The following is a 22,979-nucleotide window of genomic DNA, read 5'->3' as shown; positions in this document are numbered from 1 at the left end:
CCGCGTCGAGGTAAGAAAACAACCCTGGACTTCCCAAATACCGGGAAGTTAGTATCGGCTCGTGGGACAGCATAGCGGCATCGGAGTACTCGACAAGGCAGTGGCAGTACTGCACGCAGTAGCCACCGACCCCTGCGGCCTGGCTGAGCTGTGCCAAAGAACAGGCCTGCCAAGGGCAACAGCCCACCGCCTCGCCGTAGGCCTGGAAGTCCACCGCCTGCTCCAGCGAGGCCCCGATGGCCGCTGGCGCCCAGGCACCGCCCTGGCCGAGTTGGCAGGAGGAGTCACCGACCCCCTCCTGGACGCCGCAAGCGCAGTCCTCCCAAGACTCCGCGACATCACCGGCGAAAGCGTCCAGCTCTACCGCCGAGACGGCACCCAACGAGTCTGCGTAGCCAGCGCAGAACCCCCCGCAGGCCTACGCGACACGGTCCCCATCGGCTCCAGACTCCCCATGACCGCCGGCTCCGGCGCCAAGGTCCTAGCCGCCTGGTCCGACCCCACCACCCAACGCGCAGTCCTGGCCGACGCCGTCTACGGCGAACGAACCCTCCTGGACGTAAGACGCCGAGGCTGGGCCCAAAGCGTCGCAGAACGCGAGCCAGGCGTAGCCAGCGTCAGCGCCCCGGTCAGAGACAGCACCGGCCAGGTAGTAGCCGCAGTCTCGGTCTCCGGCCCAGTAGACCGAATCGGCCGCCGCCCAGGCGCCCGCTGGGCCGCCGACCTCCTAGCCGCCGCAGAAGCCCTCCAGTCCCGCCTCTGACCCAGAGACCCCAGGACACCCCGAAACACGCCACAGCGGCCAACACACCGTCCAACACGCGCCCAACACCCGACCAGGCCCCAGCCGCCCTAGCAGCTGGGGCCACAGTCTTCCGTGACCCACATCACGCCCACGTTGCAAACCCGCATCACCCCAGCGACGAGGCCCCCATGCCGAGAGCCCACAAGCAACCATCACCAAGAGCAAGGAGAACAATTAGCGAAGGGCCAGCCCAAAGGGCGAGGCCAATACAAACGCGAATGCAACCAACCGCGAAACCCAAAAGAACCCCGCTGGTTCGGCACCACTCGCACCGTGGGGTCCGGGGGCTCGGCCCCCGGGATAAAATGCGAAAGCGGCCTGATCCAAGTTCTTCCGGATCAGACCGCTTCCACCGATGTAGCCCCGACGGGATTTGAACCCGCGCTACCGCCTTGAGAGGGCGGCGTCCTAGGCCGCTAGACGACGGGGCCTAGCTAAGAGGATTCCGATTGTTAGGCTTCCTCCTGCTGGGGTACCAGGACTCGAACCTAGACTAACGGAACCAGAATCCGTTGTGCTGCCAATTACACCATACCCCATCAGCTGTCGGTCAACTCCAGGGGCCCCCGCAGGGGTCTCTGTCGCTGTCCTCCGTGCTGAGATGAATACTAGACCACGAGCCCAGCGAATACCTAATCGACCCCCCACAACCCCCTTTTGCCCAGCTCAACGCACCTCTACGGGCACCTCGGCGAGCTCGCACACCAACAGCTCCGGAAGCTCCTCCAGCCCCCCGATGACCGACACCCGCTCGGGCAGCTCCGCCACCCCAGCCCCACTCCGATCAAGCCATACCCCGTACATCCCGGCGTCCCTGGCTCCGACCGCATCAAGATCAAGCCGATCCCCCACGTGCACGGCCTGCTCGGGCGCGATACCCAGTGCGGCACAGGTCGTGTGGAAGATCACTTCATCCGGCTTGGCCACCCCGAGCTCACCCGCGATGACCACTTCCTCGAAGTACTCGGCCAGCCCGCAGTCGGCCAGCTTCACCCGTTGGAGGGCTCCGCTGGCATTCGTGATCGCGGCCATCCGCAGCCCGGCCCCGCGCAGCCAGTCCAGGCAGGGTCCGGCATCGTCGAAGAGCCGCCAGGCGCGGCGCATGGCGGCCACCCGGCGTTCCTCACGGGCAATTGCCTCGGTGTCGGAGATGAACTCGCCGAGATCGGCGAAGAAGGTGCGGGAACGCTCCTTGCGCATGGTGTCGTAGTCGATCTCGCCGGCAATGAGGCGGGCCAACTGGCATTCGGTTGCGCGTTCCCAAGCGGCCCAGCCGTTGTCGTGACCGAGTAACGCGGCCAAACCGAGCCGGGCCGAAGTCGCATAGTCGACCAGTGTGTCGTCGATGTCGAAGCACACTGCCCGGATTTGTCCAACCTTCTGTGAGGCAGGTTCGAACGCCAAGGCGGATGTCACCCGGTGAGGTTAGACGCGTACCTGCCGTGTTCGATTCTGCTAAAGAGGTGACATTTGCCCGGCTGGCACGGTCAAGTCAGTAATCCTGCGTAATCAGGACGCGGTGGGCACGGCCTCCAGTGCCCGCTCCAGCCGCCCGAGCGAGCGGTCCCGGCCCAGCAGTTCGAGGGACTCGTACAGCGGCGGTGACACTGTGCGACCGCTCACGGCCACCCGCACCGGCGCGAACGCCTTGCGCGGTTTGAGCCCCAGCCCGTCGACCAGCGCGCCCTTGAGCGCGGCCTCGATCGCCTCGGTGCGCCACTCGGAAACCCCGGCCAGCGCCTCGACCGAGGCCCGCAGCACCGGCTCGGCGTCCGCGCCCAGCGCCTTGGCCGCGGACTCCGGCTCCACCTCAAAACTGTCTTCATCCGCGAACAGGAACGCCAGCATCCCGGCCGCCTCGCCCAGCAACCCCACCCGCTCCTGCACCAACGGAGCAGCGCCGGCCAACAGCTCCAGCTGCTCCGCACTCGGCTCCGCGGGCAACACGCCGGCCGCGACCAGATACGGCACCAGCCGCGCCCGGAAGTCCTCCGGCGCGAGCAGCCGCATGTGGCTGCCGTTGATCGCCTCGGCCTTCTTCAGGTCGAACCGCGCCGGGTTGGCCGAGACCTTGCCGATGTCGAAGGCCTCGATCATCTCCGCCATGGTGAACACGTCCCGGTCCTCGGCGATGGACCAGCCGAGCAGCGCCAGGTAGTTCAGCAGCCCCTCCGGCAGGAAACCCCGGTCCCGGTGGTGGAACAGGTTCGACGAGGGGTCCCGCTTGGACAGCTTCTTGTTGCCCTCGCCCATGACGAAGGGCAGGTGCCCGAACCGCGGCGTGCCCTCGGCCACCCCGATCCGCCGCAGCGCCGCGTACAACGCGATCTGCCGGGGCGTGGACGGCAGCAGGTCCTCGCCGCGCAGCACGTGCGTGATCCGCATCAGCGCGTCGTCGACCGGGTTCACCAACGTGTACAGCGGATCGCCGTTGGCGCGCACCAGCACCTGGTCCGGGATGGACCCGGCCGGGAAGGTGATCTCGCCGCGCACCAGGTCGGTGAAGGTGATGTCCTCAGCCGGCATGGGCAGCCGCAGCACCGGCTCGCGGCCCTCGGCGCGGAAGGCGGCCTTCTGCTCCTCGGTGAGCGTGCGGTCGAAGTTGTCGTAGCCCAGCTTGGGGTCGCGCCCGGCCGCGCGGTGCCGCGCCTCGACCTCCTCCGGGGTGGAGAAGGACTCGTACAGCTCACCCGCGGCGAGCAGCTTCTCGATCACCTCGCGGTAGATCTCGCGGCGCTGGCTCTGCCGGTACGGCGCGTGCGGGCCGCCCACCTCGGGGCCCTCGTCCCAGTCGAGCCCGAGCCAGCGCAGCGCGTCCAGCAGGGCCTCGTAGGACTCCTCGGAGTCACGCGCGGCGTCGGTGTCCTCGATGCGGAAGACCAGCTTGCCGCCCTGGTTGCGGGCGTAGGCCCAGTTGAACAGGGCGGTGCGGACCAACCCCACGTGCGGGGTGCCGGTGGGGGAAGGACAGAAGCGAACGCGGACCTCACTCACGGCGGAGAGGTTACTCATCCGATAGGTGGTTGACGAACCGGTTGCCCTGGAGGAAGCTGAACTTATTCAACAGGCGTTGAAAAGAGGGGTGATCACCATGACTGACACCAGGGACTGCGTCGTGATCGGCGGCGGCCCGGCCGGGATGGTGCTGGGGCTGCTGCTGGCCCGCGCGGGGGTGCGGGTGACGGTGCTGGAGAAGCACGGCGACTTCCTGCGGGACTTCCGCGGCGACACCGTGCACCCGTCCACGCTGACGCTGCTGGACGAGCTGGGCCTGGCCGAGGAGTTCGCCAAGGTGCCGCACCGCTTGGTGGACCGGCTGCAAGTGCAGCTGGACACCGGGCTGATGCCCATCGGCGACCTGCGCCACCTGCGCCCGCACCCGCACATCGCGTTCGTGCCGCAGTGGGACTTCCTGGACCTGATGGCCGAGGCGGGCCGCCGCGAGGCCGGGTTCGAGCTGCGGATGAACACCGAGGTCACCGGCCTGATCCGGGAGAACGGCCGGGTCACCGGCGTGCGGTACCGGGACCGGGACAGCGGCACGGCCGGTGAGCTGCGGGCCGGGCTGACCGTGGCCTGCGACGGCCGCAACTCCCTGGCCCGGACCGCGGCCGGGCTGAAGCCACGGGAGTTCGGCGTGCCGATGGACGTGTGGTGGTTCCGGCTGCCCCGCCACGAGGACGACCCGGCCGGGGCGCTCGGCCGGTTCAGCACCGGCCAGGCAAGCGTGCTCATCGACCGGGGCGAGTACTTCCAGTGCGCCTACCTGATCCGCAAGGGCTCGGACGCCCAGGTCCGCGCCGAGGGCGTGCAGGCCTTCCGGGACCGGTTCGCCGCCCTGCTGCCCTGGCTGGCCGACCGGATGGACACGCTGACCTCACTGGAGGAGGTCAAGCTGCTCGACGTCCGGCTGAACCGCTTGCGCCGCTGGCACACCGACGGCCTGCTGTGCATCGGCGACGCCGCGCACGCCATGTCACCGGTGGCCGGGGTGGGCATCAACCTGGCCGTGCAGGACGCGGTGGCCGCCGCCCGGCTGCTCGCCGCCCCGCTGCGCCGCGGCCGGGTCGGCACCGCGGACCTGGCCAAGGTCCAGCGCCGCCGGTGGTTCCCGACGGCGGTGATCCAGGGCGCGCAGCGGTTCATCCACAAGCGACTGCTGGGCCGGGTGCTGACCGGTCAGATCAACCCCGGTGGCACCGTGCCGAAGCCGATCCGGCTGCTGCAACGCTTTCCGCGCCTGCAGCGGATCCCGGCCTACCTGATCGGCATCGGCCCGCTGCCCGAGCACGCCCCGGCCTTCGCCCGCCGCCCGGCCAAGCGCTGAGGCGGTTACCTGGCGGCCACGGGGTTGGTCAGGGTGCCCAGGCCCTCGACGGTGACCGACACCGTCTGGCCAGGACGCATCGGGCCGACCCCGGCCGGGGTGCCGGTGAGGATCACGTCACCGGGCAGCAGGGTCATGATGTGCGAGATGAACTCGATCAGCGCGGGCACGTCGTGCACCATCTGCGCGGTGTGGCCGTCCTGCTTGAGCTCGCCGTCGAGCTCGGTGCGGATCTCCACGTCGGCCGCGTCCAGGGTGGTCTCCACCCAGGGGCCGAGCGGGCAGAAGGTGTCGTAGGACTTGGCCCTGCCAAAACCGCCGTCGGCCTTCTGCTGGTCGCGGGCGGTGACGTCGTTGGCGATGGTGTAGCCCAGGATCACGTCCTTGGCCCGCGCGGCCGGGACGTCCTTGCAGGGGCGGCCGATGACCACGGCCAGCTCGCCCTCGAAGTCCACCCGCTCGGAGCTCGCGGGCAGCTTGATCGGCACGTTCGGGCCGATCACCGTGGTGGAGGGCTTGAGGAAGATGATCGGGCTGGCCGGGGCCTCGCCGCCCATCTCCTTGGCGTGGTCGGCGTAGTTGCGTCCGACGCAGACCACCTTGCTGGGCAGCATCGGCGCCAGCAGCCGCACATCGGCCAGCGGCCAGCGACGGCCGGTCAGCTGGACCTGGCCGAAGGGGTGTTCGGCGATCTCCGCCACGGTCAGCGACTCGGGCGATCCGTTCAGGTCACCTTCGATCGAGACGAAAGCCATGCCCTCGGGGTGGGCTACACGAGCAATGCGCACGCCCCAACCCTACGACGAGCCCGCCGCGCCCGTCGGGGGACGTAGCACGTAGCCGGTGCGCGGGATGGTGTGGATCATCGGCTCGCGCCGGGCGTCGACCTTGCGGCGGAGGTAGCTGATGTAGGTGGGCACCACCGAGTCCTCGCCCGCGTAGTCGTACTCCCACACGTGGTCCAGGATGTGCTGCTTGGTGAGCACCCGGTTCTGGTGGGTGAGCAGGTGCCGCAGCAGCCGGAACTCGGTCGGGCTCAGGTCCACCCTGGTGTTGTCCCGGTGCACCAGGTGCGCGTCCTCGTCCAGCTCCAGCCCGGCACAGCTCAGCAGCGGCGAGCCGTGCCCGCTGCTGCGCCGCAGCTGCGACCGGCAGCGGGCCACCAGCTCGCCGAGGCTGAACGGTTTGCCCAGGTAGTCCGCGCCGGGCACGGACAGTCCGGCGATCTTGTCCTGGGTGTCCTCCCGGCCGAGCAGGAACAGCACCGGCACCTCGCAGCCGAACCGGGCCAGCTCCTCGCCGACCGGCCCGCCCGGTCCCCTGGACAGCCGCAGGTCGATCACCAGCAGGTCCGGCCTGCGGCTCAGGCCCATGGCCAGCGCCGCGCCCGTGGTGCCCGCGACCTCGGCCTGGAACCCCGCCCGGCGCAAGGCGTTGGCGGCCAGGTCGGCCAGGTAGTGCTCGTCGTCGACGACCAGGATGCGCGCGCCCTCCGTCATCCGGACAGTGTCGACCAACCCGGGCCGGGAAAGCGAGCGCGCCGCACAATCCTGTGTGGACTGCCGCGGCGCGCTGCCGGTCCGGCTACCGGTCCTTGACGTAGTTGTAGAGGCTCAGCGCGAGGTCGCCGAAGTGCGCCGAGTAGTTGTCCCTGCCGTTGGCGTCCAGCGAGTGGCTCACCCCGATGACGTAGCCCAGTCCGTTGGCGTCGTAGTCGTGCAGCCACGGACCGCCGCTGGCCCCCGACCCGAACGAGCAAGGCAGCTGGTGCCAGTCGTAGGTCGCCTGCCGGGTCGCGGTGCCCGCGCAGAACTCCTGCGTGCCCTTGCTGGTGAAGGGACAACCGACCACGGTGGTGGGCTGCCCGTACGGGGCGTTGACGCGCAAACCGTGTCCGGGCACCGCGTCACCCAGCCGCGTGCCGTCCCGCCGGTCCTGCATCACCACAAAACCGAGGTCCCACTTGAGGTGCTCGCTCTTGACCTCCGGGATCAGCGTCCAGCTCTTGGGCACCACGAAGGTCGCGCCGGCCCAGCCGCCCACCGGCTCGCGCTCCGGCTGGGTCGGGCCGGGGCGCAGTCCGGGCACGAACCGCAGGGTCTGGATCCAGGGCTTGCTCTCCTCGTGCCGGTACAGGCAGTGCGCCGCGGTGACCAGCACCCGCCGGTTGGGGCTGTTGATCACCGAGGCGGAGCACTTGGAGACGTTGCCGTCCCCGGTGTAGGCCGCGATGTGGCCGTTGGTGGCCCGGTACATCCCGGCGTCGGCCTGCGCGGGTTTCGCGGGCTGGGCCAGGGTCGCGGCCATTGAGGACAGCCGCGCGGCAGGCATCCGCACGGTCGAGGTGCTGCCGCCGGCCTCGTGCACGACGAGCTCCACGCCGCCGGCCGGGGCGGCGGCCGCGCCACCGGTCAGGGTCGTGCTCAGCACCAGGGCCGCGCCCATGGCGAGCCGGAACAGTCGCATGGCTCCTCTGTCCGGGCTCGCCTGCGCCGCCTGCGCGGTGCCGCCGGTGAGCACCACCCCCAGCAGCAGCGCCAGCGCCGGCGCGATTCGTGCGATCCGCACTGTGTCCTCCCCAAGCTCGACAGTAGCCCTCCCCAGGGCCGCGGCCGAATGTTAAGCAGAGGGAGAAGTCGTTGTCCCGCAACGGGATTCGACTTCTCCCTTTGAGGCAGAACGCTAGGCCATCAGTGTGTGGCCAGGGTCTGGCACGCGCATCGACTTGTGCGCCAGCGCGTCGCAGAGGGCCAGCCAGCTGGCCTCCACGATGTTGCCGTGCACGCCCACGGTGGTCCACTCGGTCTCGCCGTCGGAGGACTCCACCAGCACCCTGGTCACCGCGTCGGTGCCGTGCTGCTCGGTGAGGATGCGCACCTTGTAGTCGATCAGCTCCACCGACTCCAGCCAGGGCAGGTGCGGCAGCAGCGCCTTGCGCAGCGCGGCGTCCAGCGCGTGCACCGGGCCGTTGCCCTCCGCGGTGGCGATCACCCGCTCGCCGCACACGTACACCTTCACCGTGGCCTCGGAGATCACCACGCCGTCCGGGCGGTGGTCGAGCACAACCCGGTAGGAGTCAAGGGTGAACGGCGGCGAGACCGTCTCACGTGGACCGTCCGAAGTGGACATCTCGCCGCGCAGCAGCAGTTCCAGCGAGGCGTCCGCGGCCTCGAAGGACCAGCCGCGGGCCTCCAGGTCCTTGACCTTGCGCACCGCGCGGGTGACCGCTTCCCCTTGGCCGGCCAGGTCCAGTCCGAGCTCTTTTCCCTTGAGCTCGATACTGGCCCGGCCGGCCATCTCGGTGACCAGGACCCGCATGCCGTTGCCGACGGTGGCCGGATCGATGTGGTTGTACAGATCCGGGTCCACCTTGATCGCGCTCGCGTGCAGACCCGCCTTGTGAGCGAATGCTGCGGTCCCGACATACGCCTGGTGGGCGTTGGGTGCGATGTTGGCGATCTCGGCGAGGGCATGGGAAACGCGGGTCAGCTCGGACAGCGCTGCGGCGGGTAGCACCGGCATGTCGAGCTTGGTCACCAGGTTCGCCACCACGGCGAACAGGTCGGCGTTGCCGGCCCGTTCCCCGTAGCCGTTCGCGGTGCACTGCACGTGGCTGGCGCCGGCCTGTACCGCGGCGACGCTGTTGGCCACCGCGCAGGCGGTGTCGTCCTGGCAGTGGATGCCGACCCGGAAACCGGTCCGCGCCACCACCTCGGCGACGGTCTTGGCGATGCCCAGCGGGAGCTGGCCACCGTTGGTGTCGCAGAGCACCACCACGTCGGCCCCGGCCTCGACCCCGGCGCCGAGCACGCGCAGCGCGCAGTCCGGGTCGTAGGCGTAGCCGTCGAAGAAGTGCTCGGCGTCCAGGAACACCCGGCGGCCCTCGCCGGTGAGGAAGGACACCGTGTCGGCGACCATCGCGGCCGCCTCGTCCACGCTGGTGCGCAGCGCGCGCTCGATGTGCCGCCGGTCGGACTTGGCCACCAGCGTGACCACCGGAGCCTGGGAGTCCAGCAGCGCGCGCACCTGCGGGTCCGACTCGGCCCGGTTGCCCGGCCGCCGGGTGGCGCCGAAGGCGACCAGCGCCGCGTGCCGCAGCTCCAGCTCACCGGCGGCGGCGCGGGCGAAGAACTCGGTGTCCTTGGGCATTGCGCCCGGCCAGCCACCCTCGATGAAACCCACCCCGAGCGAGTCCAGCAGCCGGGCCACCGCGAGCTTGTCGGTGGCCGAGTACGTGACGCCCTCGCGCTGCGCGCCGTCGCGCAGCGTCGTGTCGTAGACGTGGAAGCTGTCGCCGAGCGGGGTCTCGGCCGGGCTGGTGCGGGTCACGGGGCGCTCCATGTGGCGGGTCGCACTATGGGTTTCGACAGTCGGAAGGCCAAACAAAAAGACCCCCCGCGAATGCGAGAGGTCTGCGCGCCGGGTGCTGGAGAGGCACTACCCGACGCGCTCGTCAATAATGATCACGAACCGTGAAGTCACGGCGTCGATGCTGCCACAACCCGGCGGCAAATATCCAGGACCCGGACGAGTGCTCCCAGATCCCGGGAACCCCCAGCTCATTCCGTGGCCATGGCCAGCCGCCGGATGCCTTCCCTGACTCGATCGGGCGACAGCGAGTAACCGACCCGCATGCATTCCCGCAGTCCCTCGGCCGCTGAGTAGGCCGGACCCGGCACCACCAGCACCCCGCACTTGCGCGCGCGAGCGGCCAGCGCGACCGCGTCCCGGCCCGGCGCGCGCAGCCACAGCGCCGCGCCGCCCAGCGGCCGGGCGAACTCCCAGCCGGGCAGGTGGTCCCGCGCAGCCTCCTCGGCCGCGGCCAGCCCGGCGGCCAGCTGGGCCATCCGCAGCCGCCGCGCGTGGTCGCTGTGCGGCAGCAGTTTCAGCCCGAGCAGCTGGCTGGGCACCGAGCTGCCCAAGTCGGCCGCGTTCTTCACCCGGCTCAGCCTGGTGATCTGGTCGCTGGGCCCGTGCACCCAGCCGACCCGCAGCCCGCCCCAGAACAGTTTGGACAGTGAGCCGACGGAGAACACGGTGGCCGGCACGCCGTGCTCGGCGGCCACCGCGGCCAGCGGCGCGGGCGGCGGCCAGCTCAGCGAGGTGTCCACAGTGGACCCGTCGTCCACCACCGCGACCCCGGTGGCCGCGGCCGCGCGCACCACCCGCAGCCGGTCGGCCAGGCCGAGGGTGGCTCCGGTCGGGTTGTGCGCGGTGGGCAGCAGGTAGAGCAGCTTCGGGCGGCGGGAGTCCAGCAGCCGTTCCAGCACCTCGATGTCCACCCCGCCGGGTCCGCGCCGCCCGGTGCGCACCGGCACCGAGAGCACCTTGGCGCCCCTGGCCCGGAAGGCCTCCAGCGCACCGCGGTAGGTGGGCTCCTCCAGCACCACCTCATCGCCCGGTTGCAGCAGGCCCTGGGCGAGCATGTCCACCGCCTGCTGCGAGCCGCTGGTGACGATCAGGTCCTCGGCCGCCGCGGGCACCCCGCGCTCGGCCAGCTGCCCGGCCAGCGCCACCCGCAGCTCGGGCAGCCCGCCGACGAAGTAGCCGTGGTGGTCCAGCAGCCCCGCGTAGTCCGCCGCGCCCAGGGTGGCCGCGATCTGGGCCACCATCGGCAGGCCGGGCAGCGCGCCGGTGGACAGGTCCACGGTGTCCGGCGGGTTGGGCAGGTGCGCGCCGGTGAGCGGGGCGGGCACCGCGCCGCGGCGGCCGAGGCCGAGCGCGCCGGCCCTCGGCTCCGGCACCGGGTAGTCGATGCCGGGCCGCCGCACCCAGGTGCCGCTGCCCCGGCGGCTGGCCAGCCAGCCCGCGCTGCGCAGGTCGTCGTAGGCGGCGACCACGGTGGACCGGCTCACCGCGAGCGCGACCGCCATCGCCCGTTCGGCGGGCAGCCGGGTGCCCTCCGGCAGCTCGCCGCTCTCCACCAGCTGCTTGACCGCCTTGGCGAGCCTGCGGTGCAGGGAACCGGACTCGTCTGTCCAGCCCTGGAGTAGTCCAGCCAGACGGGTGACGCTGATCGCCGATTTGCCCAGACGAGCGGACACCCGCAGTCCACCTCCGCGGAATTGGCCTGCTCAGGCCCGATCGGACCGGAGCAGTCTCTGATCTGATGGGCCGCAACGTATCGGAATGATCATCTCGGTTGTCGCTCAGACCTCTTTCGACATTACTTCACGCTGCTGTGCCCTGGAAGGAGCCGCCAGCCTTGGCGACCGTGGTGCTGGTCGGAACCCTGGACACCAAGGGGGCCGAGTACGCCTGGCTGGCTGAGCGGATCACCGCCGCCGGCTGCTCGGTGCTGCTGGTGGACGCCGGTGTGCTCGGCGATCCGTTGACCCGCGCGGACATCAGCTCCAGAGAGGTCGCCTCCGCGGCCGGGGCGGAGCTGGCCCAGCTGCGCGCGGCCGGCGACCGGGGCGCGGCGCTGGCGGTGATGGCGCGCGGGGTGGCCGCGATCGTGACCTGCCTGCACCGGCAGAACCTGCTGCACGGCGTGGTCGGACTCGGCGGCTCCGGCGGGTCGGCGGTGGCCAGCGCGGCCATGCGCGCGCTGCCGGTCGGGGTGCCCAAGCTGCTGGTCTCCACCATGGCCAGCGGCGACACCTCGCCGTACGTGGACGCGCTGGACGTGACCATGATGTACAGCGTCGTGGACATCGCCGGGCTCAACTCGGTCTCCGAGCTGATCCTGCGCAACGCGGCCAACGGGATCGCCGGGATGGCCCAGGGCTACGAGCACGCGCTGAACAACCCCGACCCAGAGGCCGAGGCGCCCCGGCCGGTGGTGGCCGCGTCCATGTTCGGCGTCACCACACCCGCGGTGGACGCGGCCAGGGACCGGCTGACCGAACTGGGCTACGAGGTGCTGGTCTTCCACGCCACCGGCTCCGGCGGCAAGTCGCTGGAAGCCCTGGCCGGTAGCGGACTCCTGGCCGGGGTGCTGGACCTGACCACCACCGAGCTGGCCGACGACCTGGTCGGCGGGGTGCTCTCCGCAGGACCGCAGCGGCTGTCCGCGGCCGGCCGCGCCGGACTGCCCCAGGTGGTCAGCCTCGGCGCGCTGGACATGGTCAACTTCGGTCCCCGGGACACCGTGCCGGAGCGCTTCGCCGAGCGGAACCTCTACGTGCACAACGCGACCGTGACGCTGATGCGCACCACGCCCGCGGAGAACCGGGAGCTGGGCCGCAGGCTGGCGGCCAAGCTGCGCGCGGCCACCGGGCCGACCGCGCTGTTCGTGCCGCTGCGCGGGGTCTCCGCGATCGACACCACGGGCGGTCCCTTCGACGACCGGGTGGCCGACGCCGCGCTGTTCGGGGTGTTGCGCACCTCGCTCGCGGGCAGCACGGTGGAGCTGCACGAGCACGACGCGCACATCAACGACCCGGAGTTCGCCGTCGCGATGGCCGACCGGTTGCACGAGTTGATCACAGCGGGCGCCCGGTCCGGGAACGCGGCGCTCGCGGGAGGGCCGTCCCGATGAGCCGCAGCGAGGTCCTGGCCGCCTTGCGGTCCACAGTGGAGCGAGGCAGGCCGGTCATCGGCTCGGGTGCGGGCAACGGCCTCTCCGCCAAGTGCGCGGAGGCCGGTGGCGCGGACCTGCTGATCATCTACAACTCCGGGCGCTACCGGATGAACGGCCGGGGCTCGCTGGCCGGGCTGATGCCCTACGGCGACGCGAACGCGATCGTGCTGGAGATGGCCGGCGAGGTGCTGCCGGTGGTCCGGCACACCCCGGTGCTGGCCGGTGTGTGCGGCACCGACCCGTTCCGGGTCATGCCGCACTTCCTGGACCAGCTGGCCGCGCTGGGTTTCGCCGGGGTGCAGAACTTCCCCACGGTCGGCCTGATCGACGGCAACTTCCGGGCCAACCTGGAGGAGACCGGGATGGGCTACGACCTGGAGGTCGAGCTGATCCGCCTTGCCGCGCAACGCGACCTGCTCACCGCGCCGTACGTCTTCGACCCCGGCCAGGCGGCCGCGATGGCCGCGGCCGGCGCGGACGTGCTGGTGCCGCACATGGGTCTGACCACCAAGGGCTCGATCGGGGCTGCCACCGCGGTGTCCCTGGACGAGGCGGTCGAGCGGGTACAGGCCATGCGGGACGCGGCGGTGGCGGTGAACCCGGAGGTCCTGGTGCTCTGCCACGGCGGCCCGATCGCCGAGCCCGCGGACGCGGCCTACGTGCTCTCCCGGACCGAGGGGGTGGCCGGGTTCTTCGGCGCCTCCTCGATGGAACGACTACCCACCGAGCTGGCGATCACCGCGCGGGTGGCGGAGTTCAAGGGCATCGACATCTAGCCCGGCCGTCGACGGTCACCCCCAGGACTTGAGACGGCCTGCCCGTCGTCCGGTGCGGCCCGCCAGCCCGCCGGACGACCCCGAAGCCCCCCGTGTTGCCCGTCAATGCGGGGGGCTTCGCCCCAGTACGACAACGGGCCCCGACCGTCCGAAGTGGACGGTCGGGGCCCGTTGCGTCGTGTCAGGCTCCGGTGCGCTGGCCCGAGCTCACCAGTGCGGCCAGCCGGTCGCCGACCGCGTAGGTCGCGCCGGGCGCCGCGTGGTCCCTGGTGGCCAGGTCGAAGGCCACCGAGGCCTCGATCCGGCGGGCCGACTCGGTCTCGCCGAGGTGGTCGAGCATGAGCGCGACGGAGAGCACCGCCGCGGTCGGGTCGGCCACGCCCTGGCCCGCGATGTCCGGGGCGCTGCCGTGCACCGGCTCGAACATGCTCGGGTTGCGCCGCGTCACGTCCAGGTTGCCGCTGGCCGCCAGGCCGATGCCGCCGGTGACCGCGGCCGCCAGGTCGGTGATGATGTCGCCGAAGAGGTTGTCGGTGACGATCACGTCGAACCGGCCGGGGTCGGTGACCATGTGGATCGTGGTGGCGTCCACGTGCTGGTAGGCCACGGAGACGTCCGGGTACTCCAGGGAAACCTCCTCCACCACCCGCGACCACAGCTGGCCGGCGTGGGTGAGGACGTTGGTCTTGTGCACCAGGGTCAGGTGCTTGCGCGGGCGGTTGGACGCCCTGGCGAAGGCGTCCCGCACCACCCGGTTGACCCCGAACTGGGTGTTGATGCTGACCTCGGTGGCGATCTCGTGCACCGTGTCCTTGCGCAGCAGGCCGCCGTTGCCCGCGTACAGGCCCTCGGTGCCCTCGCGCACCACGACCATGTCGACCTCTGGCGAGTCGGCCAGCGGGCTGCGCACGCCCGGGTAGAGCCGGGCCGGCCGCAGGTTGACGTGGTGGTCGAGCTCGAACCGCAGGCGCAGCAACAGCCCTCGTTCGAGGATGCCGCTGGGCACCGACGGGTCGCCCACCGCGCCCAGCAGGATCGCGTCGTGCTGGCGCAGCTCGCCGAGCACGGATTCAGGCAATAGCTCCCCCGTGGCGTGCCAGCGAGCCGCACCGAGGTCGAAGCGGGTGATCTCCGCGGTCGGAAGGACCTCACCGAGCACCTTGAGCGCTTCAGCGATCACCTCGGGGCCGATCCCATCTCCTGGGATCACCGCGAGCCGCATGCACACACCTCCTGGCTAGTTGCCCCACCTACAGGGACAAACCGTTGCGCGCAGGTTACCGGCTGAGGGGCCGGAAAACGCAGTCCGGACACGCTTTCCCACCGATCTCTCCCGTACTGCGGGACACCCGATCGGGTTTCCCCCGTCAAGGGAGCCCGATTTTGGCCGTTTCGAAGGGTGGAAAGCCCGTCTCAACCGACGAAGTCCCGTCCTGGGGCGGGAGGATGGCAGCCTAACCGGGCTCACCGGGCCCAAACCGGCCGCCAGCGGGGCGTGGCCGGAAGTTGGGGAAAGTCCACCCGTCCGGGTGAACCAAGGGTCAGGTCGTGTCCGCGGAGCCGCGTCTGCGAGAGCCGTGATCGAGGTGGTCGCTGGCGGAGCGGCCGAGGCGCCCTCATACCGGGTCGTATTCGGGTGTCTCGGCCGCTCCGCCAGCGGCCGCCTCGGCGCGGCTATCGCGGGCGCGGCTCCGCGGACACGACCTGTGTCACTCTGGTTCTCGTGCGGAGAGCACCACCGTCGGCAGCGATCCGGAGAGCGTCTCCTGGGTCAGCCGGACCCCGGTGACCCGCTCGGCCAGCGCCAGCGCGGCGGCGTCCGGGTCCGGCGCGGTCCCACCATCCGGATCCAGCCCGACGGCCAGCATCACCGGCAGCAGCGCGTCCGGCAGGCTGCCCCAGCGCAGGTACGGCACCAGCTGGTCGAAGGCGGTGCGCAGGCCGCCGTCCACCGCGTGGCTGATCTGTCCGACCGCGTCCAGGTTGCGGTAGACCGAGAGCACCTCGCCGCCGTGCGAGACCACCGAGAGCACCTCGTCCAAAGTGGACTGGAACCCGTTGGGCTCCACCACCAGCACCCAGTCCCCCACCTTGGTCACCGCGGCCAGCAGCAACGACTCGGGCAGCGCGTCTTGCTGCGCCCGGTCGATCTCCTCCAGCGTCATGGCCCGCGCGCTGTCCGGGTCGGCCCCGAACCGGCGCAGCACCTCGGCCTCGTCCACCCCGCGCACGAAGGCCAGCGCGAACGCCGCGCCCAGCGGCAGCTCGGCCAGCCACGCGTAGGCCCCGGCGCCGTCACCCGCGCCGGAGAGCATCCCGGCCCCTGGAGATCCACATACGCCGAATGCTGCCACCAGAACCCCCAGGACTCCACGGCCATCCGTCGGTCCCGCCCATATCTACCAACGCACGATGCCCCGGCGCGCTCGCACACCGGGGCATCGTGGTCAGGAATCGCTCAGTGGGACTGCCTCAGAAGGCGATGGCCTTCACCGTGCGGGCGCCGACGGTGGCGCCGATGGGCTCCAGCACGCCGGCGTCGACCGGGCGGTCCACCCGGAGCAGCATGGTGGCGTCCTGGCCGTCGCGGGTCTGGGAGATCTGCGCGGCCTCCACGTTGACCCCGGCCTCGCCGAGCAGGGTGCCGACGGTGCCCATCACGCCGGGGCGGTCCGGGTACTCCAGCAGCAGCACGTGGCCCTCGGCGCGCAGGTCGAAGCTGCGGCCGTTGACCTCGACCAGCTTCTCCACCTGGTTGCGGCCGCTGAGCGAGCCGGAGACGCTGTGCGCGGTGCCGTCCGCGCTGACCGTGCGCACGGTGACCAGGCTGCGGTGGTTGGCGCTCTCGGACTCGGTGACCACGCGCACGTCCACGCCCAGGTCGGCGGCCAGCTTGGGCGCGTTGACGAAGGTGACCTGCTCGTCCACCAGGTGCGCGAACACCCCGCGCAGCGCGGCCAGCGGCAGCACCCGGACGTCCTCAGTGGACAGTTCGCCGCGCACCTCGACGGTGACCGACACCGGCGCGCGGTTGGCGCCGAAGGCGGCCAGCACGGTGCCCAGCTTCTGGGTCAGCGGCAGGTACGGGCGGACCTCCTCGCCGACCACGCCGCCGCCCTGCACGTTCACCGCGTCCGGCACGAAGTCCCCGCGCAGCGCGAGCACCACGGACCGGGCCACGTCGGTGCCCGCGCGGTCCTGCGCCTCGGCGGTGGAGGCGCCCAGGTGCGGGGTCACCACGGCCTTGGGCAGCTCGAACAGCGGGCTCTCGGTGCACGGCTCGGTGACGAAGACGTCGATGCCGGCGCCGCCGACCTGGCCCTCGCGGATGGCGTCGGCCAGCGCGGCCTCGTCGATCAGCCCGCCGCGGGCGGCGTTGACGATGAGCACGCCCTTCTTGGTCCTGGCCAGCTGCTCCTTGCCGATCAGACCGAGGGTCTCCGGGGTCTTGGGCAGGTGGATGGAGATCGCGTCGGCGCGCTCCAGCAGCTCCTCCAGGCTGACCAGCTCGATGCCGAGCTGGGCGGCGCGGGCCGGGGCCACGTACGGGTCGTAGGCGATCAGGTTGGTGCCGAAGGCGGCGATCCGCTGGGCGAACAGCTGGCCGATCTTGCCGAGGCCGACCACGCCGACGGTCTTGCCGTTGAGCTCGACGCCGCCGTAGGCGCTGCGCTTCCACTGGCCGTTGCGCAGGCTGGCGTCGGCGGGGGCGATGTTGCGGGCCACCGCGAGCAGCAGGGCCACCGCGTGCTCGGCGGCGGAGACGATGTTCGAGGTGGGCGCGTTGACCACCATCACGCCGCGCGCGGTGGCGGCGGGCACCTCGACGTTGTCCAGGCCGACACCGGCCCTGGCGACCACCTTGAGCTTGCCTGCGGCGGCGAAGACCTCGGCGTCGACCTTGGTGGCCGAGCGCACGAGCAGCGCGTCGGCGTCCGCGACCGCGGACAGCAGCGCGGGGCGGTCGGTGCCGTCGACGTGGCGGATCTCGACATCGTCGCCGAGCACGTCGAGCACCGAGGTGGCGAGCTTCTCCGCGATCAGCACGACGGGGCGGTTGGGGTTGGTCACCGGTGCGCTCCTGAGAGGACGGATTGCCTTGGTCCGGGTCACCGCGTTGTGCCCCGAGCGGGAAAGCCGCAGTCTAGCTGCGGTGTTACCGCCATGTTTCAGGTGGCGGGGGCGAGCTTGGTCACCCCCGCTCCACCCGCTGTTCACCAGGGCTCGGTGAACTCCCCGTCCTTGGCCCCGGCCAGGAACGCCTCCCACTCACCGGTGGTGAACACCAGGATGGGTCCCTCGGGCTGCGCGCTGTTGCGCATCCCGATGTAGGTGGCGCCGCCGGAGTCGACGAAGGCGATCTCCACCTTGCCGGTGCCGTCCGGGTCGTCCTCGCTGGAGAGCCACCGGGCCCCGGAGAAGTCGAGCGTGTCCCTGATCCCGGACTTGTCGTCGTAGACCGGGACCTTGGTGCTGGGGTGCCGCTCGGTCACGCGCCGGTCCCGCGCAAGGCTGGGGCCGCGGTGAGGAAGCCGTGCCACTGGGCGCGGCTGAACACCAGCGCGCCGCCTGCGCGGTTCTTGGAGTCGCGGACCGCGGCGGCGGTCACGGGTAGAGCGACCTCGACGCAGTTGTTACCGCCGCCGCTGTAGCTGCTGACCCGCCAGGACAGCGATTCGGTGTGGTTGCTGGCGAACATGACTTGCTCCTTGCCGGATAACAGATGGTGCGATTCCTGAGCGCAGCGCCGGATGGCCTGCCTCCTGCTCATGCCAGTTCTTCCGCCATGGCGGCCATCAGGGCCACCGACTCCTCGGTGCCCAGCGCCGCGGCGCGGACGTGGTCGAAAACGGTGCTGTACAACCGGATCTCCTCCGGCTTCTCCAGGTAGAGCGCGCTGGTGAGGCTCTCCACGTAGACCACGGTCGGGTCCAGCGGATCGGGGAAGCCGAGGATGACGAACGGGCCGTCGGAGGCCGCGTGCGCGCCCGCGGTGAACGGGAGCACCTGGATCTCCACGTTCGGCAGCGAGCTCATCTTCACCAGCCGGTCGAGCTGTTCGCGCATCACGTCGGCGTCGCCCACCCGCCTGCGCAGCGCGCCCTCGTCCAGCACCGCCCAGTACTTGGGCCCGTGGTCGGCCGAGAGCAGGCCCTGGCGGGCCATCCGGGCGGAGACCCGGCGCTCGACCTCGTTGGGCGCGGCCTTGGGCCGTACCGCGCGGAAGACCGCCAGCGCGTACCGCTCGGTCTGCAGCAGACCCGGCACGACCAGCGACTCGAAGGTGCGGATGGAGGAAGCCTCCGCCTCCATCCCGGCGAAGCCACCGGTGAGCACGTCGCCGTAGTTGTGCCACCAGCCCTTGAGCTTGGCCATCCGGGCCAGGTCGATCAGCGCGTTCTGCCGGTCGCCCTCGACGCCGTAGAGAACGAGCATGTCGCGCACGTCCCTCGGGTTGACCCCGGTGCGGCCGGTCTCGATCCGGCTGACCTTGGCCGCTGAGCATTCAAGATGGGCCGCCACCTCCTCACAGGTGAGGTTGGAGCTCTCACGGAGTCGTCGTAACTCGGAGGCCAGTCGCCTTCTGCGCACGGTCGGGCTGTGACTGGTGGACATCTCCTGGCCTCCGGGCAAGTTCGCGAGATCGCGGCGTGTCCGCGGTGCGGTGCCGGCCGCCCGCCGTGACACGCAGTGAGAAGGAACTTGCGCAGTGTGCCCGTCCAGGCTAGCTACCTGCAATCGCTTGTGGTTTGCAGGACGACACTCTCACCCGATCGTGTCTTTCGCAGTATGTACGTTGCATTTTCGATGGTCCGTCTTGCACGCTAGGTACCCGCGCCGTCGCTCTCCGAAATCGGGGGCAGACACCGACGGTAAGCGATCGGTGACACAGTACTCACGTTAGGGGCGGTGGAGACCGTGTGGTCGTCAGGCAGGCCCATCCTGGATGTGCACGAGGCGCCCGACCGCTGCACGACCCGCGGCCGCGAGTGCTACCGCGCGGTGGCCTCCCGCCTCGCCGAACTGGCGGAGCTGGCTGAGGAGCAGACCGACCCGGCCGCCCGCAACGCGCTGCTGCGCACCGTCCGCGGCTGGCAGTTCCTGCTCGCCCAGCACCGCTCGGTGGGCCGCAAGAAGCGCAGGCGGTGCCGCCTGTGCCGGCCGAGCTGGGGCCTCGGCGGCGAGTGGCCCTGCCCGACCTGGCGGATCGCCTACGTCCAGCTGTGCCTGGTGGAGGACGCGCCCTCCCCTTCCCCTGAGCTGTCGTCCTGGCCTGGTAGCCCCCCGCCGGGCCAGGACGACATCCCCGTGCAGCGCGCCCGCCACCGGTTGCGGCTGGCGCCGGACCAGGTGGCCTAGAACTCGCTGGCGGAACACGGTCGGCACGGACCACGCTCAGGTCCGTGCCGATCATGCTGCCCAGCCTGTCCACCGAAGAGGAATATGCCCAGGCATTGGGCGACCCGGCGGTCTGGTTACCCGTGCACCGGGCCGCGCTGGCCGCCGCGAACCTGCCGCTACCAGCGAGGATGTGGCTGGCGGGGCGCAGCACCTACCCCACCGCGCTGACCGGTTCGGGCCTGGTGGTGAAGCTGTTCACCCCGTTCTGGCACGGCCCGGACAGCATCGAGGCGGAGCGGGCCGCCTACCGCCTGCTGGCCGCGGACCCCGCGCTGCCGGTGCCGGAGCTGCTAGCCGACGGCGAGCTGGCTGCTGGCTGGAGCTACCTGGTCTGCCGCCGGCTGCCCGGCCTGCCGCTAACTACGCTGAGTCACAGGTGGCAATTTTCTGCGGCCGAACGGACCAGGTTCGCTGAACACGTCGGAGCGGTCTTGTGCAGGTTGCATCAACTTGCGTTACCAAGTTCAGGGCGGCTGGCGGCCAGTTCATCGACCATGACCGGGTTACTGCACCGGCGGCTGGCGGAGGCGCCTCGCGAACGACGTGCCGCGGTCCCACTGCGCCGCAGCCTGCTCGATGAGCTGACCGAGTGGCAAGCGACCTTCGTCGGGTCCTGGCGGCCACCGGAACCGGTGCTGGTGCACGGGGATCTCAGCGGCGAGCATCTGTTGGTCTCGGCGGGCCGGCTGACCGGGCTGATCGACTTCGGCGAGGCGCAGACCGGGGACCGCCGCTACGACGTGGTCTCGTTGCACCTGGGCGCGTTCGAGGGCGATGTGCGGATGCTGCGGGCGTTCGCGGCCGGGTACGGCGATCCTGGCCTGCTGGGGGCGCCGGAGGACCTGCTGGGGATGAGCCTGTGCCACGACTTCGAGCTGCTGGGTCCGCTGCTGGCACGGCGGCCGGAGCTGGCGGCGGCGCGCGGCGCGGCCGAACTGGCGGAATGGCTCTGGGGGTTGGGAGCCTGACCGGCCGCCCCCAACCCCTGTCGCGGCCCGCGGTCAGTGCAGCGCGTGCCTCGGACGATGGTCGGCGAAGGCGGTCTGCTGGGCCTGCACCAGCATCTGCGGCAGGCCGCGTTCCACCGCCAGGAAGCGCTGGGCGCTGTCGTAGGCGCGGCAAGGCTCGAAGGGCAGCCGGTGGCGCCGTTTGCCGGGCTGGCACTGGCGGCAGTGGCCGTACTCGTCCGGCTCGTGCGCGTCCAGCACCAGCTTCAGCGCGGAGATCAGACGGGGCATCTCGGCCCTGGCCAGTTCGGCCACGTCCAGGTCGTCGAGGGTGTGGATCAAGGTGAACAACTTGGCCAGGTGGGTCCGGACCGACTCGTCCAGCCCACCGGTCATGTTGCCGGTCATGGCTTTGCACGCTCCCCGCGTCGTCATGAGGCGGCGCTTCCGCCGTCTCTCTGCTGCCGAACTGGGGTCCCAAGCCCCGTCGACGGACCGCGGATCACTGTTAGGTCAATGCTAAATAGGCAAATTACTGAGTGAAATGAACCGATCGGGTGGGATCACGGATGACCCTCCGTAACCCCCTGAACAGCGCGAACGCCGCCCACTCCAGGGTGGACGGCGTTCGCTCTCTGCTGGTTGCAGACGTCAGGCGGTCTCGGTGATGGGCCGGTCGACCCAGGACATGAGCGCCCGAAGCTTCTTGCCGGTCTCCTCGATCGGGTGAGCTTCGCCCTCCTGCTGGAGCTTGCGGTAGTTGGCGCGGCCGTTGTCGTCCTCGGCCACCCACTCGCGGGCGAAGGTGCCGTCCTGGACCTCGCCCAGGATCTTCTTCATCTCCTCCTTGACCGCAGCGGTGATCACGCGCGGGCCGCGGGTCAGGTCGCCGTACTCGGCGGTGTCGGAGATCGAGTAGCGCATGCGGGCGATGCCGCCCTCGTACATCAGGTCGACGATCAGCTTCAGCTCGTGCAGGCACTCGAAGTAGGCGACCTCGGGGGCGTAGCCCGCCTCGGTCAGCACCTCGAAGCCGGCCTGGACCAGCGCGCTGGCGCCGCCGCAGAGCACCGCCTGCTCGCCGAAGAGGTCGGTCTCGGTCTCCTCGGTGAAGGTGGTCTTGATGACGCCGGCCCGGCTGCCGCCGATGGCCTTGGCGTAGGAGAGCGCGAGCGCCTGGGCGTTGCCGGAGGCGTCCTGCTCCACCGCGATCAGGCAAGGCACGCCCTTGCCGTCGACGAACTGGCGGCGGACCAGGTGGCCGGGGCCCTTCGGCGCGACCATGGCGACGTCCACATTGGACGGCGGGGTGATCAGGCCGTAGCGGATGTTGAAGCCGTGGCCGAAGAACAGCGCGTCGCCGTCGTTGAGGTTCGGCGCGACGTCCTGGGCGTAGATGTGCCGCTGCGCGGTGTCCGGCGCCAGGATCATGATCAGGTCAGCTTCCGCGGACGCCTCGGCGGGGGTGAGGACGCGCAGGCCCTCCTCCTCGGCCTTGGCCCGGGACTTGCTGGTCTCCGGCAGGCCGATCCGCACGTCGACGCCCGAGTCGCGCAGGCTCAGCGCGTGCGCGTGGCCCTGGCTGCCGTAGCCGATCACCGCGACCTTGCGACCCTGGATGACACTGATGTCGGCGTCGTCGTCGTAGAAGATCTCGACACTCATGCTCTTGCTTCTCCTATATGTGTACTAGCGAACCGCGGTCGCGGTGATGGAACGAGCGCCCCTGCCGATGGCCACCATGCCGGACTGGACCATCTCCCTGATGCCGTAGGGCTCCAGCATGCGCAGCAGGGCGTCGAGCTTGTCGGTGGTGCCGGTGGCCTCGATGGTCAGCGCCTCCGGCGAGACGTCGACCACCTTGGCGCGGAAGAGCTGCACGGTCTCCAGCACCTGGCTGCGCACGGTGGCGTCCGCCCGGACCTTCACCATCAGCAGTTCGCGGCGCACGGACACCGAGGCGTCCAGCTCAACGATCTTGATCACGTGCACGAGCTTGTTGAGCTGCTTGGTGACCTGCTCCAGCGGCAGCAGCTCCACGGCGACCACGATGGTCATCCGGGACACCTCGGGGTGCTCGGTCGGCCCCACCGCGAGGCTCTCGATGTTGAAGCCCCGCCGGGAGAACAGGCCCGCGACCCGAGCGAGCACACCGGGCTTGTTCTCCACCAGCACGCTCAGCGTGTGCCGAGTCATC

At 70.7% G+C, this 22,979-nt stretch carries 22 protein-coding genes and 2 tRNA genes; 6 read left to right on the top strand and 18 right to left on the bottom strand.

The window, feature by feature from the left end:
* Positions 1 to 61 precede the first annotated feature (61 nt).
* Positions 62 to 763 (top strand): IclR family transcriptional regulator, encoded by a 702-nt coding sequence (locus tag ACWDY5_RS03895; RefSeq protein WP_185009215.1) that lies wholly within the window; start codon positions 62 to 64, stop codon positions 761 to 763.
* A 400-nt stretch (positions 764 to 1,163) separates the two neighbouring features.
* On the opposite strand, the gene ACWDY5_RS03890 is transcribed toward ACWDY5_RS03895, so the two are convergent.
* From ACWDY5_RS03890 to gltX, 4 genes are all read right to left on the bottom strand, one after another.
* Positions 1,164 to 1,236: transfer RNA gene (locus ACWDY5_RS03890), tRNA-Glu, on the bottom strand.
* A 36-nt stretch (positions 1,237 to 1,272) separates the two neighbouring features.
* A tRNA-Gln gene (locus ACWDY5_RS03885) sits at positions 1,273 to 1,344 on the bottom strand.
* A gap of 127 nt (positions 1,345 to 1,471) precedes the next feature.
* Positions 1,472 to 2,221 carry an HAD family hydrolase gene (locus tag ACWDY5_RS03880; RefSeq protein WP_449720840.1) on the bottom strand — a complete coding sequence of 250 codons (750 nt, stop codon included), beginning with the start codon at positions 2,219 to 2,221 and terminating at the stop codon, positions 1,472 to 1,474.
* A gap of 93 nt (positions 2,222 to 2,314) precedes the next feature.
* Entirely contained in the window at positions 2,315 to 3,817 is a 1,503-nt protein-coding gene (gene gltX / locus ACWDY5_RS03875) for a glutamate--tRNA ligase (RefSeq protein WP_449720839.1), read from the bottom strand.
* Positions 3,818 to 3,896: 79 nt separating this feature from the next.
* On the opposite strand from gltX, the gene ACWDY5_RS03870 reads away from it, so the two are divergent.
* Complete coding sequence (locus ACWDY5_RS03870; protein WP_449720838.1) at positions 3,897 to 5,132, top strand: FAD-dependent oxidoreductase; 1,236 nt, start codon at positions 3,897 to 3,899, stop codon at positions 5,130 to 5,132.
* A 5-nt stretch (positions 5,133 to 5,137) separates the two neighbouring features.
* On the opposite strand, the gene ACWDY5_RS03865 is transcribed toward ACWDY5_RS03870, so the two are convergent.
* The 5 genes from ACWDY5_RS03865 to ACWDY5_RS03845 all read right to left on the bottom strand — a co-directional run bounded on the left by ACWDY5_RS03865 (position 5,138) and on the right by ACWDY5_RS03845 (position 11,176).
* Positions 5,138 to 5,920, bottom strand: a complete 783-nt coding sequence (locus ACWDY5_RS03865; RefSeq protein ID WP_449720837.1) for a fumarylacetoacetate hydrolase family protein — start codon at positions 5,918 to 5,920, stop codon at positions 5,138 to 5,140.
* A gap of 9 nt (positions 5,921 to 5,929) precedes the next feature.
* Positions 5,930 to 6,631 carry a response regulator transcription factor gene (locus ACWDY5_RS03860; protein ID WP_449720836.1) on the bottom strand — a complete coding sequence of 234 codons (702 nt, stop codon included), beginning with the start codon at positions 6,629 to 6,631 and terminating at the stop codon, positions 5,930 to 5,932.
* Between the two features lie 85 nt (positions 6,632 to 6,716).
* Positions 6,717 to 7,700, bottom strand: a complete 984-nt coding sequence (locus ACWDY5_RS03855; protein WP_449720835.1) for a trypsin-like serine peptidase — start codon at positions 7,698 to 7,700, stop codon at positions 6,717 to 6,719.
* A 114-nt stretch (positions 7,701 to 7,814) separates the two neighbouring features.
* Positions 7,815 to 9,461: a citramalate synthase gene (cimA, locus tag ACWDY5_RS03850; RefSeq protein ID WP_449720834.1), complete on the bottom strand. Its 1,647-nt coding sequence runs from the start codon at positions 9,459 to 9,461 to the stop codon at positions 7,815 to 7,817.
* Between the two features lie 230 nt (positions 9,462 to 9,691).
* Complete coding sequence (locus tag ACWDY5_RS03845) at positions 9,692 to 11,176, bottom strand: aminotransferase-like domain-containing protein (protein ID WP_449720833.1); 1,485 nt, start codon at positions 11,174 to 11,176, stop codon at positions 9,692 to 9,694.
* Positions 11,177 to 11,346: 170 nt separating this feature from the next.
* On the opposite strand from ACWDY5_RS03845, the gene ACWDY5_RS03840 reads away from it, so the two are divergent.
* Positions 11,347 to 12,615: a Tm-1-like ATP-binding domain-containing protein gene (locus ACWDY5_RS03840; protein WP_449720855.1), complete on the top strand. Its 1,269-nt coding sequence runs from the start codon at positions 11,347 to 11,349 to the stop codon at positions 12,613 to 12,615.
* Positions 12,612 to 13,433, top strand: coding sequence for a phosphoenolpyruvate hydrolase family protein (locus ACWDY5_RS03835; protein ID WP_449720832.1), 822 nt, complete (start codon positions 12,612 to 12,614; stop codon positions 13,431 to 13,433). Before ACWDY5_RS03840 ends, ACWDY5_RS03835 begins: the two co-directional genes overlap by 4 nt.
* Before the next feature lie 181 nt (positions 13,434 to 13,614).
* Here the strand turns inward: ACWDY5_RS03835 and ACWDY5_RS03830 are convergent, their stop codons facing one another.
* The 6 genes from ACWDY5_RS03830 to ACWDY5_RS03805 all read right to left on the bottom strand — a co-directional run bounded on the left by ACWDY5_RS03830 (position 13,615) and on the right by ACWDY5_RS03805 (position 19,049).
* Positions 13,615 to 14,655: a 3-isopropylmalate dehydrogenase gene (locus ACWDY5_RS03830; protein WP_252484971.1), complete on the bottom strand. Its 1,041-nt coding sequence runs from the start codon at positions 14,653 to 14,655 to the stop codon at positions 13,615 to 13,617.
* Positions 14,656 to 15,142: 487 nt separating this feature from the next.
* Complete coding sequence (locus tag ACWDY5_RS03825) at positions 15,143 to 15,748, bottom strand: DUF6461 domain-containing protein (RefSeq protein WP_449720831.1); 606 nt, start codon at positions 15,746 to 15,748, stop codon at positions 15,143 to 15,145.
* Positions 15,749 to 15,905: 157 nt separating this feature from the next.
* On the bottom strand, positions 15,906 to 17,504 hold the full coding sequence (serA, locus tag ACWDY5_RS03820) for a phosphoglycerate dehydrogenase (RefSeq protein WP_449720830.1): 1,599 nt from the start codon (positions 17,502 to 17,504) through the stop codon (positions 15,906 to 15,908).
* A gap of 143 nt (positions 17,505 to 17,647) precedes the next feature.
* On the bottom strand, positions 17,648 to 17,926 hold the full coding sequence (locus ACWDY5_RS03815; protein ID WP_449720829.1) for a DUF397 domain-containing protein: 279 nt from the start codon (positions 17,924 to 17,926) through the stop codon (positions 17,648 to 17,650).
* Positions 17,923 to 18,132, bottom strand: a complete 210-nt coding sequence (locus ACWDY5_RS03810) for a DUF397 domain-containing protein (protein ID WP_283661115.1) — start codon at positions 18,130 to 18,132, stop codon at positions 17,923 to 17,925. The genes ACWDY5_RS03815 and ACWDY5_RS03810 overlap by 4 nt, the downstream gene beginning before the upstream one ends.
* Positions 18,133 to 18,200: 68 nt before the next feature.
* Complete coding sequence (locus tag ACWDY5_RS03805) at positions 18,201 to 19,049, bottom strand: helix-turn-helix domain-containing protein (protein WP_252484976.1); 849 nt, start codon at positions 19,047 to 19,049, stop codon at positions 18,201 to 18,203.
* A 294-nt stretch (positions 19,050 to 19,343) separates the two neighbouring features.
* Between ACWDY5_RS03805 and ACWDY5_RS03800 the strand changes: the two genes are divergently transcribed.
* Together ACWDY5_RS03800 and ACWDY5_RS03795 are read left to right on the top strand one after the other, a co-directional pair.
* On the top strand, positions 19,344 to 19,793 hold the full coding sequence (locus tag ACWDY5_RS03800; protein WP_449720828.1) for a hypothetical protein: 450 nt from the start codon (positions 19,344 to 19,346) through the stop codon (positions 19,791 to 19,793).
* Positions 19,794 to 19,846: 53 nt separating this feature from the next.
* Complete coding sequence (locus tag ACWDY5_RS03795) at positions 19,847 to 20,803, top strand: phosphotransferase family protein (protein WP_449720854.1); 957 nt, start codon at positions 19,847 to 19,849, stop codon at positions 20,801 to 20,803.
* Positions 20,804 to 20,836: 33 nt separating this feature from the next.
* Here the strand turns inward: ACWDY5_RS03795 and ACWDY5_RS03790 are convergent, their stop codons facing one another.
* The 3 genes from ACWDY5_RS03790 to ilvN all read right to left on the bottom strand — a co-directional run bounded on the left by ACWDY5_RS03790 (position 20,837) and on the right by ilvN (position 22,978).
* Positions 20,837 to 21,190 (bottom strand): hypothetical protein, encoded by a 354-nt coding sequence (locus ACWDY5_RS03790; protein ID WP_449720827.1) that lies wholly within the window; start codon positions 21,188 to 21,190, stop codon positions 20,837 to 20,839.
* Between the two features lie 243 nt (positions 21,191 to 21,433).
* Complete coding sequence (gene ilvC / locus ACWDY5_RS03785) at positions 21,434 to 22,447, bottom strand: ketol-acid reductoisomerase (RefSeq protein WP_252484979.1); 1,014 nt, start codon at positions 22,445 to 22,447, stop codon at positions 21,434 to 21,436.
* Positions 22,448 to 22,471: 24 nt separating this feature from the next.
* Complete coding sequence (gene ilvN / locus ACWDY5_RS03780; protein WP_252484980.1) at positions 22,472 to 22,978, bottom strand: acetolactate synthase small subunit; 507 nt, start codon at positions 22,976 to 22,978, stop codon at positions 22,472 to 22,474.
* Between the last annotated feature and the right edge of the window lies 1 nt (position 22,979).

The organism is Crossiella sp. NPDC003009 (genome assembly GCF_053591555.1).
This window is presented reverse-complemented; position numbering and strand designations above follow the sequence as displayed.

What these genes read in the sequence shown, in the direction of transcription:
- gltX (WP_449720839.1), bottom strand. Translation starts at nt 3,817, where the DNA reads ATGAGTAACCTCTCCGCCGTGAGTGAGGTCCGCGTTCGCTTCTGTCCT.
- ACWDY5_RS03870 (WP_449720838.1), top strand. Translation starts at nt 3,897, where the DNA reads ATGACTGACACCAGGGACTGCGTCGTGATCGGCGGCGGCCCGGCCGGG.
- ACWDY5_RS03860 (WP_449720836.1), bottom strand. Translation starts at nt 6,631, where the DNA reads ATGACGGAGGGCGCGCGCATCCTGGTCGTCGACGACGAGCACTACCTG.
- ACWDY5_RS03835 (WP_449720832.1), top strand. Translation starts at nt 12,612, where the DNA reads ATGAGCCGCAGCGAGGTCCTGGCCGCCTTGCGGTCCACAGTGGAGCGA.
- ACWDY5_RS03830 (WP_252484971.1), bottom strand. Translation starts at nt 14,655, where the DNA reads ATGCGGCTCGCGGTGATCCCAGGAGATGGGATCGGCCCCGAGGTGATC.
- ACWDY5_RS03825 (WP_449720831.1), bottom strand. Translation starts at nt 15,748, where the DNA reads ATGCTCTCCGGCGCGGGTGACGGCGCCGGGGCCTACGCGTGGCTGGCC.
- ACWDY5_RS03810 (WP_283661115.1), bottom strand. Translation starts at nt 18,132, where the DNA reads ATGTTCGCCAGCAACCACACCGAATCGCTGTCCTGGCGGGTCAGCAGC.
- ACWDY5_RS03805 (WP_252484976.1), bottom strand. Translation starts at nt 19,049, where the DNA reads ATGTCCACCAGTCACAGCCCGACCGTGCGCAGAAGGCGACTGGCCTCC.
- ACWDY5_RS03795 (WP_449720854.1), top strand. Translation starts at nt 19,847, where the DNA reads ATGCTGCCCAGCCTGTCCACCGAAGAGGAATATGCCCAGGCATTGGGC.
- ACWDY5_RS03790 (WP_449720827.1), bottom strand. Translation starts at nt 21,190, where the DNA reads ATGACCGGCAACATGACCGGTGGGCTGGACGAGTCGGTCCGGACCCAC.
- ilvC (WP_252484979.1), bottom strand. Translation starts at nt 22,447, where the DNA reads ATGAGTGTCGAGATCTTCTACGACGACGACGCCGACATCAGTGTCATC.
- ilvN (WP_252484980.1), bottom strand. Translation starts at nt 22,978, where the DNA reads ATGACTCGGCACACGCTGAGCGTGCTGGTGGAGAACAAGCCCGGTGTG.